Raw genomic sequence first — 17,659 nt, 5'->3', positions numbered from 1 at the left:
GCATCTGATGACGGAGATGATGTCCGGCGTGGAGCACGCTGAGGACGCCAGGCCCGAGACCGCCGCGATGGCCTTGGACGGCCTGGACGAGCAGTTGGTCGACCAGCTGGTCAACCGGGCCCGCGCCGGTGGGCTCAAGCTCACCGGTGAGGGTGGGGTGCCGCAGCAGCTGACCAAGCGGCTGCTGGAGTCGGCCTTGGAAGGCGAGATCACCGACCACCTGGGCTATGACAAGCACGATCCGGCCGGGCGGGGCACGGGCAACTCGCGCAACGGCACCCGGTCCAAGACCGTGCTCACCGACGTGGGGCCGGTGGAGATCGACGTGCCGCGTGACCGCAACGCAAGCTTCGAGCCGCGGATCGTGGCCAAGCGGCAACGGCGGCTGACCGGCGTGGACGAGATGGTCATCTCGTTGTTCGCCAAGGGCCTGACCACCGGAGAGATCAGCGCGCACCTGGCCGAGGTCTACGGCGCCGAGGTGTCGCGCCAGACGATCTCCACGATCACCGACAAGGTCGTGGAGGGCATGGTCGAGTGGCAGAACCGGCCACTCGATCCGGTCTACCCGGTGGTGTTCATCGACGCCATCCACGTCAAGATCCGCGACGGCCAGGTCGCCAACCGGCCGATCCACATGGCGATGGCCGTGACCTGCGAGGGCCACCGCGACATCCTGGGTCTGTGGGCCGGGGACGGCGGCGAGGGCGCGAAGTACTGGCTGCATGTGCTGACGGAGCTGCGCAACCGCGGCGTGGCCGACGTGCTGATGCTGGTCTGCGACGGGTTGACCGGGCTGCCCGAGGCGGTGACCACGGTCTGGCCGCGCACGATCGTGCAGACCTGCATCGTGCACCTGCTGCGCAACAGCTTCCGCTACGCCGGCCGACAGCACTGGGACGCCATCGCCAAAGCCCTCAAGCCGGTCTACACCGCCCCGACCGAGGCCGCGGCGAAGGAGCGGTTCGTCGAGTTCGCCCAGGAGTGGGGTGCCCGTTATCCGGCGATTGTGCGGTTGTGGGACAACGCCTGGGCCGAGTTCGTGCCGTTCCCGGCCTTCGACGTCGAGATCCGGCGGGTGATCTGCTCGACCAACGCCATCGAGAGCGTCAACGCCCGCATCCGCCGCGCGGTCAAGGCCCGTGGCCACTTTCCCAACGAGCAGGCCGCGCTCAAATGCGTCTACCTCGCGGTGATGAGCCTGGACCCGACCGGCACCGGACGCAAACGCTGGACGATCCGCCGGAAGCCGGCGCTCAACGCCTTCGAGATCGCCTTCGACGGCCGCCTGGCCGCCGGACGCAAGTAACCCTTCAACCCGACTTACACCGACAACTGGACAGACCCCAGCCTCATCAACGGGTACAGACTTGCCACTTGACAGTAGTGATGACTTTTTGAGCGGCACACCTCGCGAATGAATCGCTGGCACCATCGCCAATACTGCATAGATAATCTTCTACCGCCAGTCGGATGCGTCCAATGAGTCGACTGCACGCTTGCATATATCGAAGGCGAAGTTGCCGAAATCTTCTGCCAGCGTTTCCATATCACCCAAGTCAGTCACGGCAGGATTCCACACACGCACCGGATATTCACCGTTCCGAGATGGACTTGAACTGTCCAAGACAACCAGCCCGCCCATACCGTCATACATGACGACGACCAAGCACACTGGAAGACCATACATGCGACGTGCATCCAACGTCGCGGCACCAGCCCCATGGATAACGTCATCTTTGCCGACCGCCCTACGAACCCCAAGGAACTCTTCACCCGCAATGTCCCAGGTTCCGAACTTCGTTACGAGACGCCGATAGGAAGGAGGGAGCGACAATCCCAGTTGAGCTTCGACAGCTTCAAGAGTCTTCTCGTCGCATCCTCCGCCATGATTTGCCATGCCCTCGTTCCCGAGCACGAGTTCGATCAATTGATCAGCCGCATCCAGAGGTTCCATCAGAATCCTTTCGCCCGGTGCTTCCAATATTCACGCTTCCACTTATCAAAGGCAGACCTGTCGATACCGCTTGGAATCGCCGTACCCGCCTTCCAGTGCAACACATTATAGTAGCCGAAGTGCATGGAGTGCGTGATCTCGACGATGGGCCCATCCTGAGTCTGAAGCATGTGGTGAAGGTTCAACGGCCTGTCGTCCGGCCCCATGGGGGCAAGACCTTGCTGCATGCGCTTGAGGTTGGTCCGCCCGTAGTCATCTTCAGGTGACGCGTAGTATGGATTTATGAGGGCATTGCGCTGGTATACCCGTTGCCCGCGGAAGTCCACGCGCTTCCAGGCCGGCCCTTTCTCGCACTCCCAAAGCCACGTTTGACCACCACGACTGACATCACCGAAAACATCGGCGCCCAGGTAGCCACCCACTTGACATGCGAACTTTTCACGGCCCTGCTGCGGCAGCACTTGACCTAGGCCTGAACCTGTCGAGGCATGCTCGGGTTGGAAAGGCAAGTCCCCGTCGGTACGTCCACCGAAGACGCCCAGGTCGATAGCGGGTAGGAAGTTCGCAGCGTCGATCAACGCCTGGATTCCGGCCGCGATGGTCTCCCTCAGCTCGGGCCTTTCCGCCTCGGTGAGTGCGTTGCGCAGTACCTGGAGCGCTTGCGCGGCCTGCTCCGCGGAGGATCCGTTGTCGCGAGGGTTCGGGTCCTTTTCGTTGTCGGCGTTCCAGTGGCCGTAGTTGGAGCGGCCCGGTGGCGGTGGGTTCTGCGAGTTGGCATTGCCGTTGGACCACTCGGGCGCCCGAGGGCCGGGGCGGCGCGGCTTGTCGCCGTCGGGGCGACGACCTGGCCCCCACCTGTGATAGTCCGGGCTGACCGTGGTGCCCGTGCCGGCGTGGGTGTTGCTCCATGAGATGTCCGGCAGGGACACCGACGGCGGGTTGTGGGCGTAGTGCAGCAGCGCCGCGCCGATCAGCGCTGCGCCGATCAGGCAGGCTCCGACCGCGAACGGCGCGCCCGGACCCGCGAGCAGACCACCCGCGCAGGCAGGGCTGTGACCGGTGGGGTCGATCGAGGTCAGCGGGTTGCTCGCGGTGTAGGCGTGGCGGTTGGCGGTGGTCAGGTCGGTGGGGTCGAGTGCGGCGGTGTCGCGGCTGGCGAAGGTGCCGGTGCCCGGTTGGTACCAGCGGGCGCCCATGTTGACGTTGCCCGTGGTCGGGTCGGTCCACTGGTGTTGGTAGCCGAGGCCGGGTTGGGTGCCGGTGGATGCTTGGACGGTGCCGAACGGGCTGTAGGTGCGTGATCCGGTGAGTTCGCCGGTGGCGGGGTTGATGGCGGCGACGAGGTCGGTGTGCAGGTCGGTGACGGCGGTCGCGGTGGTGGTTCCCTGCTTGACGCCCAGCGGGCTGCCGTCGGGGGTGTGGGTGTAGAGGTCGGTCCCGGCGGAGATGATCGTCTGGCCGGTGCCTTGGTAGGCGAGTGTGCCGGTGAGGCGGCCGAGGGCGTCGTAGGTGTTGGTGGTGGTGCCCTCGGTGACGAGTTCGTCGTAGGCGTTGAACGCCAGGTTCGTGGTGGTGCTGTCGGTGGTGCGCGAGGCCAGGGTGCCGCGGGCGGTGTAGGTGTTGGTGAGGCCCCCGCGGGTGAGCAGGTGGTTGCGTTGGTCGTAGGTCGCGGTGACGGGGCCGTCGCGGGTGAGGTTGCCGGCGCCGTCCCAGCCGTAGTCGGTCGTGGTGGTGCCGTTGTTCCAGCTGGTGAGGCGGCCGGCGTCGTCGTAGCCGTAGGTGTTGACGCCGGCACCGGCCAGGCCGGTGGTGGTCTTGCCGGTCAGTCGGTCTTCGGTGTCGAAGGTGTAGGCGGTCGACGTGGTGATCGCGCCGCCGGGTGCGGTGACCGTGTCGGTCGCGGGACGGCCCAGCGGGTCGTAGGTGAAGGTGCGGGTGGAGGAGCCGGTGCCGTAACCGATCGCGGTGGTGCGGCCGGTCGTGTCGCGGGTGTAGGTGGCGGTGCTGCCGGTGATCGGGTCCTGCGCCGACGCCAACCGCCCGGCGACGTCGTAGCCGTAGCTGGTCGTGCCGGCCGAGGTGGAGACCGTGGACAGCCGGTTCCGGTCGTCGTAGGCGAAGGTCGACGCGCCCGAGGGTCCGGTGGCGTTGACGAGGTTGCCCCGGTCGTCGTAGGCGTAGGTGTTGGCTCCACCGGGTGCGCTCGCGGAGGTCATCCGGCCGACCGGGTCGAAGCCGAACACGCGGTCCGGTGTCGCCACCGACGCGCCGGCCCCGGCTTGCTTCACCAGGTTGCCCAACGGGTCGTAGGTGCTGGTGACGCTCACACCGCCCGGCTTGGTCAACACCGATACCCGACCGGCCGCGTCGTAGGACTGGGTGAACGTGCGGTCGACGGCGTTCGGGGTCTGCGCGGTCGCCGGCTCGACGGTCGACTCCGGGAGGTTCCACGCGTTGACGGTGAACGTCGTGGAGTTGCCGTTGCCGTCCGTGGCACGCGTGACGTTGCCCGCCACGTCGTAGCCGTAGCTGGTCGTGATGCCGCCGGGGCGGGTGATCGACCGGACCTGGTTGAGCGCGTCGTAGACCCAGGTCGTCGTCTTGCCCAGGCTGTCGGTGGCGCTGGTCCGGTTGCCGGCGGCGTCGTGGCCGAAGGCCCGGCTGCGCAGGACGGCGCCGGCGGAGTCGAGGTCGGATGCCGTGACGGGCCTGCCGGCCAGGTCGTAGGCGACGGTGGAGGTGCGGCCCGAGGGGTCCTTGTGCGCCGTCTGCCTGCCGGCCGCGTCATAGCTGATCAACGTCGTGTTGCCGAGCGCGTCGATCTTCCGCACGACGTTGCCCGGCAGGTCGTACCCGTACTGCGTCACCTGACCGTCTGGGGTGGTGACGACCTTGACGCGGTCGCCGTCGTCGTAGCGGAACCGGGTGGTGAGATTCCGCGTCGGAGAGGGAACGCGTTCCACGACCGTCGACGTGAGCTGGTTGCCGAGATGGTTGTACGTGGCGAAGACCTGCGCGCCGTTCGGGTCGGTCGTGGACAGCTGGTCGCCCAACGGGTCGTAGGTGGCGGTCCACACGCCCCGTTGTGCCTGTCCGGGGAGCAGCGGGTCGATCTTCCGCACCCGGTTGCCCAGCTGGTCGTACTCGAAGTCGGTCCTCGCCCCCAACGGGTCCGTCGTGCTGGTGACCCGGCCGAGACCGTCGTAACCGGTGGTCGCGGTCGCGGTGATCGGTTGGGTCGCGCCCGGTGGTGTGTAGTCGGGCAGGGTGGTGCTCGTCGGTCGGCCCATGCCGTCGTAGCCGGTCCTGACCTGTCGTCCCAGCGGGTCTAGTTCGTCGACGACTTCGCCGAACGTGTTGTAGCCCGTCTTGCGGACCGCGGACGCCGCGACCGCCGGCTGCCCGCCGCTCTCCGCTTGGACCTGCGGCCCGGTGGTGGTGACCAGTCGGCCGAGCGCGTCGTGGCTGAACGTCGTCGTGTACCCGGTGCCGCGCGGATCGGTGACGGTCAGCGGTAGCCCGCGCTCGTCCCGTGTCGTGGTGGTGACGAGGATGCCCGTTCCCGTGTGCACCGCACGGGTCAGTTCCCGTCCAACGGCGTCACGGGTGTACTCGACCCGTTCGGCCAGTGCGCCGTCACGACTGTTCGCGACCGTCACAGCGGTCACGTTGTCGTTGGCGTCGTACGTGTACCGCGTCACCTGCCCCTTGCTGGAGTGGGTGCACGAGCACCTGTCGTAGGTCGCGGTCGTCTCCGCCAGGCGGCCGGCGAAGTCGTACTTCGACGTGGTGTAGAACCGCTGGTTCCGTGCGCCGTGGGAGATGACGTTGCCGGCGTCGTCGTACTGGTAGTCGTCGAGCTGGATCCAGTCGGTGAACTCCTCCGGGTCGTTGAGGTTCATGAGCTTCTCGCCCGACAACGAGCCGTCCGGGTTGTACAGGAACGAGTGCACACCGCCCATGGCGTCGACACGCTGCCCGAGGAAACCGGCCGGGGTGTAGGCCCTGGACTCCAGCACGATGTCGCGCGGTGCCCCGCCGTCACCGGTGAAGCCCTTGACGGTTGTCGTGGCGAGCTGGTGGCGCAGGGTGGTGTAGGTGAAGGTGAACTCGTTGCCTGCCGCGTCCACTCGCCGTGTGGGCTGGCCGAAACCGTCGTACTCGGTGGTCGTCACCGCACCGGTGGGATCGGTGAGCGTCGCCACCCGCCCGAAGGCGTCGTAGGTGTAGCTGGTGGTTCGTCCGGGGTCGTTGAGCGACGCGTCGTCGATCTTGCTCGACGCGATGGTGCCGTCGGCGTTGTACGTGATCGTCGTGCGCCGCTGGTGCGCTGCGCCGGTGACGACGTTCGCCACTTCGGGCTCGACCGTGGTCACCGGTCGGGACAGGCCGTCGTACGTGAACGTGGTCGTGGAGCCGTTCGGCGTGGTGGACGAGATGGTCGTCCTCGACGTCACTCGGCCGAGCCCGTCGTACTGCGCTGTCGTCCTCAGTCCGGCGGGATCGACGGTCTCGCGCAGGTTCCCCTTGGCGTCGTACGCGTGCCGGGTGATGCCGCCCATCGCGTCGGTCTCGGTGAGCAGCAGTCCGGCGGGCATCGTGCCGCCGCCCACCGCCGCTTCCGCGCCGGAGGTGAAGGCACGAGCGGTCGACCGGCGATCGGTCTCGGTCGAACCCGGACGCGTCGTGCCGGACAGAACGCCCGCGGCGTTGTAGGTGTACGTGGTCAGATACCGGTTGTCGGTGGCGCTCGTCGACCGGCCATCGCGGCGCTCGACCACGCGGTCGTTCCGCGGGTCCAGGGGATCGGCGGTGTTGAGGTAGTAGGCGTAGTGGGTGAGCGAACGCTGTGACGCGTTACAGCTGAGACCGTTGCGGCAGAGCGACTCCTGCAGCACGTTGCCGCGTGCGTCGTTGGCGTAGCGGATGTCGTCGCCGTCCTCGTTCGTGACCGTGCTCACGAACCCGCCGACGTCGTAGGAGTACGCCACCGTGTGGTTGGACGAGTTCTTGGTACCGGCGAGCCGACCGTTGCGGCTCGGGTTGAGGTAGTACGTGATCGCCTGGCCGTCGGGGTTCGACATCACCGTGCTGGCCGACGTGGACGACGTCAGCGAAAGCCACTCCAGCGTCCAGGTGCCGCCGTTGTGGTCGGTGTGAGTGGCGACCCGGTCGCCTGCCCGGTCGTAGACCACCTGGGCGACAACCCGACCGCCCGGCAGGGTGGCCTTCGACAACACCTTGGTCAAGGTGCGCGCGGCCCAGTGCTCGGAAACCGTTGACGCGCTCAACGGCCGGTGGTAAACCGCGACGTCGGAGATGTCGCCGGTGAAGCGACCCCAGTCATCGACGGGTCGGGCCGGCCATGCACCGCTGTTGACCGGGCCCGCGCCGACGAAGGCGAGCGGGTCGGCGTGCGCGATCACACCGGTCTGCGTGCCGACGGCCGTGCCGTCGAGGTAGAGGGTCTGTCGGTCGACGGCGCCGGACAGCACGACGTGGTGCCAGTTGCCGTCGTTGACCTGCGCCGACGTGACGATGCCCGCGACGTTGTTGTTCCAGAAGTGCCCGTACAGCTTGCCGTCCGTGCCGACGTACAGGATGGGGACGCCGCCACCCGTCGCCGGGCCGGTGGGTTGTGCCGTGGCGCTCGTGCCCAGCAGGACGCCACCGGTGGTGGAGCCGGTCTTGAACCACAGCTCGACGGTCAACGACGACCTGGTGCCGATGGTGTTGTTCGGCAGCTTCACGAACGACGTCGTGCCGTTGAACCGCGCCGAGGTGATGCCGGAGCCGGGCATGGCGCTCGGCGCGCCGAGCGTGACGTTGCTGTAGGTGCCGTGGGACTGCCCGCCGAGTGGGGCGCGGTTGGCGGCCGTGGTGCCGGCGGAGTCGTGGAACCGCCAGTACCCGGAGGGGTTGGCGTCGAGCACGGTGCTGCGGTAGTGCAGCGCGTCGGCGTAGTCGTAGACGGTGCATCCGCCGGTGGGGTCGCAGACCTTGGTCAGGCGGTCGTCGTCGTAGGTGTAGTCCCACGACAGCGCCGGGTCGGGTCCGGTGGTCACTCGCGTGACGTGGTCCCCGGTCCAGGTGAAGCTCAGGCTGCGGCCCGAAACCGTGTCGGTCGCCGTGCTCAGGCGTCCGGCGACGTGGGTCAGCGTCTGGTTGCGCCCCGAGTCGTCGCTGATCGACGTCAGCTTGCCGTCCGCGCCGAACGCGTAGTTGACGTGCCCCTTGGTCGTCAGCTTCCAGCCGCCGCCCGCGACGGTCACCAGCGTGGCGAACCGACCGGCGGGCGGTGCGTAGGTGCCGTCCGGCCGCTTCCCGAACCGGACCTGGTAACCCTCCGGGTAGGTGACGACGACGTTGCCCGAACCGTCACCGTCCGTTGTAATCGCGGTGTCCCAACGGGTCGACCACCCAGCACCGAACACCGACTTCCTGCGCGGGTCGAGGCTGTTGTAGCTGCGCACCACCGAGAGCGGCGGCCCCACCGCGGCGACGACCGCGTCGGTGGCCGTGGTGGTGTAGTTGCCCACGCCGGGTTCCACCGCACCGCCGGGCGAGTCGGACGCCGTGCCCAGGTGGCTGGTGATCGCGGGCTGGGAAGCCTGCGCGGTCAGGTACGAGCCATGGCTCCACGGGCTGGTGTTGGCCCCGTCCGTCACCACGCCGTACCAGACGTAGGACTTGCCCCATGACAACTTGCCCTCGGGCACCGTCCAGGTCGACACCATCCAATCCGAGAGGGTGCAGTTCTGCAGGCCGTCGCCGCCCGCGTCGCAGAGCCGGTACCGGTAGCTCAGGCCGATCCCCGGGTGGTTGTCCGGATCACGAGCGGTGAGCGCCAGGGTGGGGGTGAGGACCTCGGTGACGTAGTTGCTCGGCGGCGACATCGACGTCAGCGCCGGCACGGTGTTGGAGATGGTGAACGCCACCTCCTGGGACATCGGCACGTCCACCGAGCTGAACCTGGTGGTGCCGTACAGGTCCATGTCGAACCGCAGCCGGTAGCTGCCCGGCCCCAGCCTGCCGATCGTCGCGAGCACCGCGGCCGACTCCCCCGGCCTCACGTCGTGCGGCATGGACGTCATCACGCTGGGCAACTCGGTGCCCGCACTGTTGTAGAGGCGGTAGTTCAGCTTGTAGTTGCTGCCGGGGGTCCAGGTGTCGCGGCCGTGGTTGGTCACGGTCACCTGCATCTTGCCGTCCTGGTCGAACGCGACCGGGGTGGTCATCGCCCCGACGTGGTACGTGGCCCAGTACGGGGTGTAAGTGATCTCCAGGTACGGCGGGTTCGCGCTGTTGCGACCCGCGAACTTCTTCCACCCTCGGCTGTCGGACTCCGAAGCCCGCACCGTCAACCCGTTGTTGGGCGCGCCGTGGGTCCAGCCGTGCACCACGTTGCGCCCGTTGTCACCGAGACCGACCTTCTGCCACGCGCCGCCCGGGCTGCACCCCTCGTGGCCACTCGCGAAGGTGGCGTTGCCGAGCGCCGGACCGAACGACGGGCCCGGCCACGACTTGGCCCCCGACACGCTCCACCCCTGGGTGACCTCGTGCACCCAGACCGTTCTCGGGTCGCACGAGTACGACCAGGTGTTGTACAGCCACAGGTTGACCCCGAGGATGTACTGCCCGGCCAACGCCCAACCGACCGAGTCGAACTTGAGGAACGCGTTCGCCTTGTTCGTGCCGCCGTCGAACGTGCCCACGCTCAGGTTGGGATCACCGGAGTAGTCCGCGGTGTACGGGTCCTGGACGAACGTCGTGCCGGTCGACGTCTGCGCCACCACGCTCGGATCGGCCTTCACCGGGAACACCCGCGCCGGATTTGCCAACCACGCGCGATCGAGGCTCACGTGCAGCACGTCCCCGTCCAAGCGGTAAGCCACGCCCCACGAACGCGCGCCTTCACCCGACCGCGGATCGACCGCCGAGTCCTCCATGAACCCCGGCGGGATCACCGCGCGCACCACGTCCGAGGCGTCCTTCAACACCACCGATCCCGCGTCCAACGACGCGGTCAACCCGTCGAGCCGCAACGGGAAGCTCCACTCGGTCGGCGCATCGACCGACTCCAGGACCAACGTCTCCTTGATCCCGCCCGAGTTGGCCTCCAACTCCAGGTCGACACCCGCACGCACGTCCTCATACGTGATCGCCGTGCCATCGACCCGCCCGGCCGCACCCACCACACCGGCGACGCCGTACCCGAACGACACACCGGGCTCCAACTCCAACGACGCCACGACATCGGCGTCCGCCACCTCGGCGAAACGCTTGTGCACCGACTCGGACTTCGTGCGCCACGTCCCCCCGTCCGCCACCAGCGCCGAGTCGATCGGGAACCACAACCCGTTGCGGGAGAAGAACCTGCGCCCCTGGAACACCCGACGCGTCTCCGTGCCGTCGGCGTTGCGGAACACCTGCGCCTCCGCCGTCCGCCGATTCACCAACTCACGCCGCGACCCCTCCTCACCGCCCACCACCGGCGTGGTCCCATCCCCGACCCGCACGTCCTCCGCCACCTCGGGCACCACGTCGCCCAGCACCGGATCCGGGTACGCCACCTCCGCCGGCAGCGCACCCGGTACCGACGACGGATCGTGCGGATCACCCCCGACACCGCCCTGCCCGGGTCTCTCCCGCGCCACCTCGTGCCCCCGACCGGCCGCGGTGCCCCACTCCTGCTGCGGAATCTCACCGACCGACCCCGCCGACGCCACACCGGTCCCCCCGACCGGTCCCACGATCGACGCCACGACGGAGACGACCACGGCAACAGCCGTGTTTCTGGCACGACGAACAGACCTCACGGAGCCCCCCAGTACGACCGCGGTGCCGCCGGACCCGGCAACCGACGAATCCTCACTGATCAAGGAGGCCGTTGGCGATGCTCCGAACGGGTTGTGATCGACCTGTAGGCAGCGGGAACTCTGCACTGGCATGCCGAGCTGCGACGATCGCGCATGCCCGACCTCCGCGACATGGTCATGAGGTGTGGCGTTGCGACTGCTTACCTGATCTTCGTCCGAGTCGGTAACTGGCTGGTCCTGCACACCCGGTCCTCCGGCCAAGGACGTCGAGCTGCCGGTACCGCGGCACGAAGTCACCGTGCGCGCCGGACCAACCCCTGCCCGCGGTGCGACTGGGCCGATCGCGCGGTCCTCGCCGCGCTGGTTCGCCGACTCCCCCCCGCTCGCTGCGCGAGCACCGGTTGGTGACACCGGGAACCACCCTGCGATGGCACCGGCGCCTGATCGCGCGGAAGTGGACCTACCCGAACCGCACCGGCCGACGACCGGTCGACGACACCCTCATGGCGTCGATCGAGCGCATGGCGCGGGAGAACACCGGCTGGTGCTACCGCCGGATCCTGGGCGAACTGTTCAAGCTCGGCCACCGGGTAGCCGCATCAACGGTTCGCCGCGTGCTCAAGCGCCTGCGAATACCGCCCGCACCCCAGCGCGACACCGACACCTCCTGGCGACGGTTCCTCCGCGCCCGGGCCACGAGCATGTTGGCCTGCGACTTCTTCCACGTCGACTGCGCCATCACCCTCAAACGCGTGTACGCCTTCTTCGTGATGGACGTCGCCACCCGCTACGTCCACATCCTCGGCACCACCACCAACCCCGACGGACCCTGGACAACCCAACAAGCCCGCGACCTGCTCATGGACCTCGACGACCGAGCCGACAGCTTCCGGTTCCTCGACCGCGACCGGGCACGTCAGTTCACCACCTCGTTCGACGCGGTCTTCTCCGCCACCGGCATTCAAGTCGGGAAGATTCCACCACGGTGCCCGCGAGCCAACGCCTGCGCCGAGCGGTTATCGGGACCGCCCGACGCGAAGTCACCGACCGACTGCTCATCATCAACGAACGCCACCTGCGGACGGTGCTGGACCGCTACGCATCCCACTACAACCACCGCCGACCACACCGAGCACTCCAGCTCGCACCACCACGACCAGACAGGCCAACAGTAGAGCCGAACTGCACGTCGATACACCGCCGACCAGTCCTCGGCGGCCTCATCAACGAGTACGAACACGCAGTCGCCTAACCGCAGGTCAAACCACGTGGCCAACTATTGGCACCCCACAGGCTCATCAAGGACGGTGTTCCCGAAGTCCTGCAGCACAAGAGGATCGGCCACAAGTTCCGCGGCGTCATGGACGTCTACTCGCACGTCACTCGGCCAATGATCGACGCGGTGCTCGCCGGACTCCAAGCCCGGTGGGAGCAGTGCGGGAGCAAAACCCTGTGACCTCTTCGGAGCAGCAACTGTGGTCAAGATCAGTTGCTCCCATATTGCTCCCACGAACGATCAACGGCCCGCAGACGAAGATCGTCTACGAGCCGTTGACCGGGCAAAACCCACTGTGGGCGATACTGGGATCGAACCAGTGACCCCTTCGGTGTGAATGAAGCCGACATAACGCCTCTACCAGCAGAATTAGAATTAGTGCAGGAAAAACGCCGCCATTGCGAGCCGTTGAATGCGGTTCGACGCCGTTGAAATCGTCCGACAGCTCCCATTTCGCTCCCACCGCCCGCTCCCACGGGTTTCTCGAAGTGCCGAACTACCAACCGGATCAGGAACCGTAGTCGCGGTCGAACAACACCCAGGTCACCAGCAGCACGTCCACCCGGTCCTGAGAGGTCAACAGCAGGTAGGTGATCAACCCACACCCCTGGCCGAACGTGAGGTGGAACAGCCCGCCATCGGGATTGTCCGGGTTGAGCGGGCTACCCCGCTCGGGCACCAGGGTCAGAACTCCGAACGCCTCACCCAGCGCGACAAGCGCCTCAGGCGGAAGCGCACGGATCTGCTCCTGCGCGTCAGGATCGATGTCGAGGATGTACGCCATGATCGTCGTCGACCGCCGCCGGACCACCGGCGACTACAGACCCAACTCCGCCCGCAACTCATCCCACGACACACTGCCCGGTCGGGAAGCACCCGCACGACGGACCTCGACGGTGGTGTCCACCAGCCGACGGGCCGCGTCCGTGTCCTCACGGGTGAGCAGCGCGACCCGCCGCCACACCTGCAGCGTCGACCGCAACTGGTCCAAACGCAGAGTCCGCCGAGCCGCGGTCAAGGCGGCATCGAAAGCGGCATCGAACTCACCGACGTGCTCCGGCAGCAACGCGGCACGGATCAGCTCCGGCGAGCCGAACAACACGGCAGCCCTGCCGTCACCCACCCACTCGGGCACCGAATCCAGACCGTCCACGTCCACCACCCGACCGGCAGGCCGGTCTGGCTCAGACGAACGGGCAGCCGGAGAACTCACACACCGGATACTAGACCCAACCACCGCTACCAGGCATCGAACACACCACGACCGCGTGCCGCCCGCCGAAGCCCTCTCAGGCGTACATGCTGGACGCGGTGCCGATGCCCCGGACCACGGTGTGCAGCGGCCCTATCTTCAGGACCTCGCACCTCGGCGAAGGCCCGTGACGCCGATCGCCGTCGGGCGCGGCGGCAAGACACCAGAACCCCGCGCTGCGTGCCGAGCTGCGAGATAACCGCCTGACCGGCACGAACGAGTATTTTCGGCAAGCACAACGTCGCCGACCAGTCCTCGGCGGCCTGATCAACGAGTACGAACCCACAGCAGCCTGAAGCGCAGGTCAGATGATGTGGCCGACTTCTGGAACCCCACACGGGCACCACACCGGTCTCCCCGCGGGACCTCGGGTTGTACGACGTGATGGTCACTTCATGATCGGTTTCGTCGGGCATGGGACGAATCTGCCAGGCCCTCACAACGAGCCCAGCGGCGGTAGCTCCATGAAGCTGTCGTTCGCGGGGTTCCGCCACCAGCGCGGCACCCGGAACAGCGCCGGGGGCGCGTAGGGCTGCGGGGTGTGGTCGAGGTAGCGGACTGCGATCCAGTTCGGATCACCGACGATGACCGCGACGAGGCCGAGCTCGTCGAGCGACACGGTGGGTGTCGCACCACCCGGGACGACCGGGCGCGGCACCCGCCACTCGCGCTCCTCGACCCAGTCCGAGCCGGGCGCGTAGTGGACCGCCCAGTGCCGCTGTGCGGAGTCGAGGGCGTTGTACTGCTCGGTGCGGGCGTACCAGACTGGCCCGCCGCCGGCGTTGTAGACGGCCTGGCGGTCGAACACCAAGGCCCACGGCTGGTAGCCGCGGGATCCGAGCAGGTAGTTCAGGCCCTGAGGTCCGGCCTCGGTCAGACAGACGGCCGGAGCCCCGCCGGAGAACGTGACGAAAGCGGACAAGGAGGTCTGCCAGAGGATGTTGTCGAGCCGCTGCTGTGCGGTCATCGCCCTGATCCACTCAGGCACGTCGAACCCGAGTGGGCGCCCGCGGCCGCAGAAGTGCGACAGCAGGGTTGACAGCTCAGGGTGACTCACCGGACGCAGGGCTGGCGGCGCCGGGGCCGGGAACGGCACAGGTAGTGGCTGCGGGAGCGGTGAGGCGGTCATCAACCGGAGCATCGCCATGAGCCGCAGCGATGTTCCACCTCCTTGCTACCCCAAGGCTGACCAGGCCCGAGGTATCGGCGGATCAAACCACGCGACCGCGGCGGCGCGAACGCGGACAATAGCGCGGTGATGTGGGAAGACGACGACGAGATCGTGAGCATCAAGGGCGAGGGTCCTCCCGACGTCGAGGAGTTGGAAGAAGGGCTTGATCAGCTCGACGTCATGCTGGGGGTCTTGGCTGCCGCGGCGACCGGCGAAGGAGCCAGCGCGGACTCCTACCGGCATGTCCGTCGGAAGCTCAACTCGCTGCTGGAGCGGGTCGAGGTGCGGACGCCGTTCCCCTGGCCGTCGCTCGATCAGTGGGTGGCCTTCGCCAAGGCCCAGTACTCCGGCTACAAGCGCCGACGAGAGCACGTCGCCCAGATGATCGAACCGGTGCGCACCGCCCTGCAGGAGCGCCTGAAGGAGGCCGAGCAGGGGCACCTGCCGGACGAAGTCGATGAGCTGCGCGAGCTTGCAGAAGACGTGCTTGAGGACCCGTCCGCGATCGTCGTTGAGCTGGGGCGCGTGCGCCAACTGTTGCGCACCGATCCGAGCGCGGCGATCGGCAAGTCGAAGAACATGATCGAAGCCACCGCGAAGGCGGTGCTGGTGGCGTGCGGGAAGCCGATCGAGGAGAACTACAAGAAGAGCATGGTCAAGCTCGCCAACGCGGCCGTGGAAGCGCTCGGTCTGAACCCCAACCCTCACGGCGACAGCGCCGAGGCTGAGGTCGACCGCCTGCTCAAGCAGATGGCGAGCTCCGTGACCGTGCTGCGGAACAAGATCGGCGATGGGCACGCGACCGAGACAGCAGTCAACGGCGTCGAGCTGCGCCACGGCCGCCTGGTGGTGCGCACCGCCCTGGCGTGGTGCTTGTTCATGCTGGACACCCTGCGCGACATCCAGGAGGCGGCTCGGCGGTAGGCCAGCGACCCTGCCGCCCGCGGTCGCTCGTCGACGACGAACCCGGCGGAGACGATCCGGCCTGATCAGGAGTGCACGCGGGATAAGGATAGGTGTCGTGTTTGCCCTGGTCAACGACTTAAGCGGATAGCCCAGCGTAAGGCGCGGCAGCGTAGAACGGCCGAAGGCATGGAGGTTGGCGACAAGTTACCGCGCGTCGGATGGTTTGACCGAAGGGAAACGGCCGTGACCATCAACACGTGCGGTGAAGTTCGACCGGAGCACCCGATCAGGGAATGATGGCGGTGTTGTCTCCCCCGTGGGTCCTGCCGGAGCGCGTACCGGCAGGGGTCACCCGGACAGTCCGGGTGTTCATCATCTGCCGGTCGTCCGGAGGTGAGGGACATGGGCGACAACGCCCGCGACCTGAGTAGTGCACGGTGCCCGACCTGTGGGAGCTGGACGCTGGAGAAGCGCCGGAACCCCTACATGAGGGTCGTCCTGGCGCTCCTCCGCGTCGCGTACCGGATCATCGTGTGGCGGTACCTCGGTGAGTAGCTGACCGCACGTGATCCATCGGGCAGGGCCGTGCTGGAGGGTGGAGCCTCCGGTGCGGCCCTGTCGCATGTCCGGCAACTACTAGCCGTCCTTGCACCGGCTAGTCTTCCCGGCTTGGGTCGGCGCGTCAAAGGCGTACCCCCATTCTTGTGGGGTGTTTTGCACCACTCCGACAGGGCCCGTCACCTGCGCAAACAGGCTTCTACCAGCGCAAATACTATCGCGATAGTCTCCGACTAGGGCATTTCGCGGGCTTCCGAACCGTCTCCGCAAAACTACGGAGACGGCATGGTTACGTGACTGAGGGTGCACGATCGGGTCAAGATCATCAATCCAGCCGCAGGAGTCGGGCGACCGCTCCAGCGGTGTCCTGTTGTGCGGGCGTGCGCAGCGCCAGGACGTCCTCCAGGCGGCGGGCGTACTGCAGGCACGACCGCTGGACGGCGGAGTGCGCGAACCTGTGGGGTTCCAAAAGTCAGCCACATGGCCTGACCTGCGGTTAGGCGGCTGTGGGTTCGTACTCGTTGATGAGGCCGCCGAGGACTGGTCGGCGACGTATCGAGGTGTAGCCCGGCTGCGTGATCGGCTGGTCCGGTCGTGGTGGTGCGAGCTGTGGCGTCTGGTGGGGTGGGCGTGGTTGTAGTGGGCCGCGTAGCGGTCCAGGACCGCTTGCAGGTGGTGTTCGACGGTGTCTTGCCCGTCCAGTCGCCGAGAACGTAGGCCGGGTTACATCGTTCACCCGAACGAGCGACCATCCGCCGGTCCGATCCCGCTTACCTTCGACCGACAACCGCAGCGAAGGCAGATGAAAAAATAAAATCAGAATAGATTCACGCAATGATTTCAGCCCTCGTCACTTCCTTATGCGGAATCCCACTCTGACAGCTCTTGCGCGACGACTCGGAGTGCCTGCGGGTCGAATTTGCCGACGACGGTCACGGCGTCGGTCCAGTGGAGGAGGCGAAGTAACTCCACGACCGGCCTGCCGGTCGCACCCAAAGGCGTTCGCAAAGCTAGTTCCCGCCAGCCGTGGCCTCGTTCGTAGTCCGCAGGGATGGTGTCTACCAGGTGGGTGGCGACGTCTTCGAAGCCGATCTGGGCGAGCAACACGGCAACTCGGATGCGCTGGTCCGGATAGTTCACGGCCTCGGCGGCCGGTCCAGGATCCTGCTCATCTGCCAGTGCCTTGAACACTGAGTTGACCTCGCGAAGCGGGTTAGGCCATGCCTGCGTCGTCCACATGGCGAGGATGATGTCGAGTTCTTCAGTGATCAACTTCAGCCGCACGTTGTCGCGTTCGATGGCCGCAGCTTCCGCCACCACAGACAACGCCTCGGCTCGGTGGTCTGGCCCGTCGATCCGACGGGCGATGGTCGTGGCCCGCTCCAAGTCGCCAACTGCCACCGCTGCTCGGACTAAAAGGGCATCTGATCTTGTTATCGGGCGGTTTGTCCGGTTTGCCGGCGGCTCTAGGGTTGATCAACCGTGAGCTCTCGGCGTGCGTACCCCAGTGATCTGTCCGATGCCCGGTGGGCGTTGATCGAACCGGTGCTGAAGGCCTGGCGGGAGGCCAGGCGTGGGCCAGGAGCCGCGGCGCGGGTGCACGACTTACGGGAGATCGTCAACGTGATCCTGTACGTGTGCCGGACCGGGATCGCATGGGCGTATCTGCCGCACGACTTCCCGCCGTACAAGACGGTCTACGACTACTACGCCAAGTGGG

The 17,659-nt window shown here is 67.0% G+C and carries 12 protein-coding genes; 5 read left to right on the top strand and 7 right to left on the bottom strand.

Annotation, left to right across the window (positions count from 1 at the left end; translation table 11 throughout):
* Positions 1 to 67 precede the first annotated feature (67 nt).
* A complete protein-coding gene (locus ACWEFJ_RS35120; RefSeq protein WP_449716407.1) occupies positions 68 to 1,309 on the top strand; it encodes an IS256 family transposase in 1,242 nt (413 codons plus the stop codon).
* A 150-nt stretch (positions 1,310 to 1,459) separates the two neighbouring features.
* On the opposite strand, the gene ACWEFJ_RS35115 is transcribed toward ACWEFJ_RS35120, so the two are convergent.
* A complete protein-coding gene (locus tag ACWEFJ_RS35115; protein WP_449716381.1) occupies positions 1,460 to 1,957 on the bottom strand; it encodes an SMI1/KNR4 family protein in 498 nt (165 codons plus the stop codon).
* On the bottom strand, positions 1,957 to 10,737 hold the full coding sequence (locus tag ACWEFJ_RS35110) for an HNH/ENDO VII family nuclease (RefSeq protein ID WP_449716380.1): 8,781 nt from the start codon (positions 10,735 to 10,737) through the stop codon (positions 1,957 to 1,959). Before ACWEFJ_RS35110 ends, ACWEFJ_RS35115 begins: the two co-directional genes overlap by 1 nt.
* A 466-nt stretch (positions 10,738 to 11,203) precedes the next feature.
* Between ACWEFJ_RS35110 and ACWEFJ_RS35105 the strand changes: the two genes are divergently transcribed.
* Positions 11,204 to 12,028, top strand: a complete 825-nt coding sequence (locus tag ACWEFJ_RS35105; RefSeq protein ID WP_449716379.1) for an integrase core domain-containing protein — start codon at positions 11,204 to 11,206, stop codon at positions 12,026 to 12,028.
* A 532-nt stretch (positions 12,029 to 12,560) separates the two neighbouring features.
* On the opposite strand, the gene ACWEFJ_RS35100 is transcribed toward ACWEFJ_RS35105, so the two are convergent.
* The 3 genes from ACWEFJ_RS35100 to ACWEFJ_RS35090 form a co-directional block, all read right to left on the bottom strand.
* A complete protein-coding gene (locus ACWEFJ_RS35100; RefSeq protein ID WP_449716378.1) occupies positions 12,561 to 12,836 on the bottom strand; it encodes a hypothetical protein in 276 nt (91 codons plus the stop codon).
* Between the two features lie 33 nt (positions 12,837 to 12,869).
* A complete protein-coding gene (locus tag ACWEFJ_RS35095; protein ID WP_449716377.1) occupies positions 12,870 to 13,205 on the bottom strand; it encodes a DUF6247 family protein in 336 nt (111 codons plus the stop codon).
* A 535-nt stretch (positions 13,206 to 13,740) separates the two neighbouring features.
* Positions 13,741 to 14,271, bottom strand: coding sequence for a hypothetical protein (locus ACWEFJ_RS35090; protein ID WP_449716376.1), 531 nt, complete (start codon positions 14,269 to 14,271; stop codon positions 13,741 to 13,743).
* Positions 14,272 to 14,562: 291 nt separating this feature from the next.
* Between ACWEFJ_RS35090 and ACWEFJ_RS35085 the strand changes: the two genes are divergently transcribed.
* Both ACWEFJ_RS35085 and ACWEFJ_RS35080 read left to right on the top strand, forming a co-directional pair.
* A complete protein-coding gene (locus ACWEFJ_RS35085; protein ID WP_449716406.1) occupies positions 14,563 to 15,399 on the top strand; it encodes an abortive infection family protein in 837 nt (278 codons plus the stop codon).
* Between the two features lie 384 nt (positions 15,400 to 15,783).
* A complete protein-coding gene (locus ACWEFJ_RS35080) occupies positions 15,784 to 15,936 on the top strand; it encodes a hypothetical protein (protein WP_316038276.1) in 153 nt (50 codons plus the stop codon).
* A 328-nt stretch (positions 15,937 to 16,264) separates the two neighbouring features.
* Here the strand turns inward: ACWEFJ_RS35080 and ACWEFJ_RS35075 are convergent, their stop codons facing one another.
* Together ACWEFJ_RS35075 and ACWEFJ_RS35070 are read right to left on the bottom strand one after the other, a co-directional pair.
* The gene (locus tag ACWEFJ_RS35075; protein ID WP_449716375.1) at positions 16,265 to 16,408 is read right to left on the bottom strand and encodes a hypothetical protein; all 144 of its coding nucleotides are present in this window, start codon (positions 16,406 to 16,408) and stop codon (positions 16,265 to 16,267) included.
* Between the two features lie 389 nt (positions 16,409 to 16,797).
* Positions 16,798 to 17,340, bottom strand: coding sequence for a hypothetical protein (locus ACWEFJ_RS35070; protein ID WP_449716374.1), 543 nt, complete (start codon positions 17,338 to 17,340; stop codon positions 16,798 to 16,800).
* 81 nt (positions 17,341 to 17,421) lie between these two features.
* On the opposite strand from ACWEFJ_RS35070, the gene ACWEFJ_RS35065 reads away from it, so the two are divergent.
* On the top strand, positions 17,422 to 17,659 hold a 238-nt coding region (locus ACWEFJ_RS35065), incomplete at its 3' end, for a transposase (protein ID WP_449716373.1).

Source organism: Actinosynnema sp. NPDC004786, assembly GCF_053601135.1.
Note: the sequence above shows the minus strand (reverse complement) of the source record. Positions and strands in the feature narration are given on the sequence as shown.

Bases quoted from the DNA above. Each gene is read 5' to 3' on its own strand.
- ACWEFJ_RS35100 (WP_449716378.1), bottom strand. From the start codon at position 12,836: ATGGCGTACATCCTCGACATCGATCCTGACGCGCAGGAGCAGATCCGT.
- ACWEFJ_RS35115 (WP_449716381.1), bottom strand. From the start codon at position 1,957: ATGGAACCTCTGGATGCGGCTGATCAATTGATCGAACTCGTGCTCGGG.
- ACWEFJ_RS35090 (WP_449716376.1), bottom strand. From the start codon at position 14,271: ATGACCGCACAGCAGCGGCTCGACAACATCCTCTGGCAGACCTCCTTG.
- ACWEFJ_RS35085 (WP_449716406.1), top strand. From the start codon at position 14,563: ATGTGGGAAGACGACGACGAGATCGTGAGCATCAAGGGCGAGGGTCCT.
- ACWEFJ_RS35105 (WP_449716379.1), top strand. From the start codon at position 11,204: ATGGCACCGGCGCCTGATCGCGCGGAAGTGGACCTACCCGAACCGCAC.
- ACWEFJ_RS35120 (WP_449716407.1), top strand. From the start codon at position 68: ATGGCCTTGGACGGCCTGGACGAGCAGTTGGTCGACCAGCTGGTCAAC.
- ACWEFJ_RS35080 (WP_316038276.1), top strand. From the start codon at position 15,784: ATGGGCGACAACGCCCGCGACCTGAGTAGTGCACGGTGCCCGACCTGT.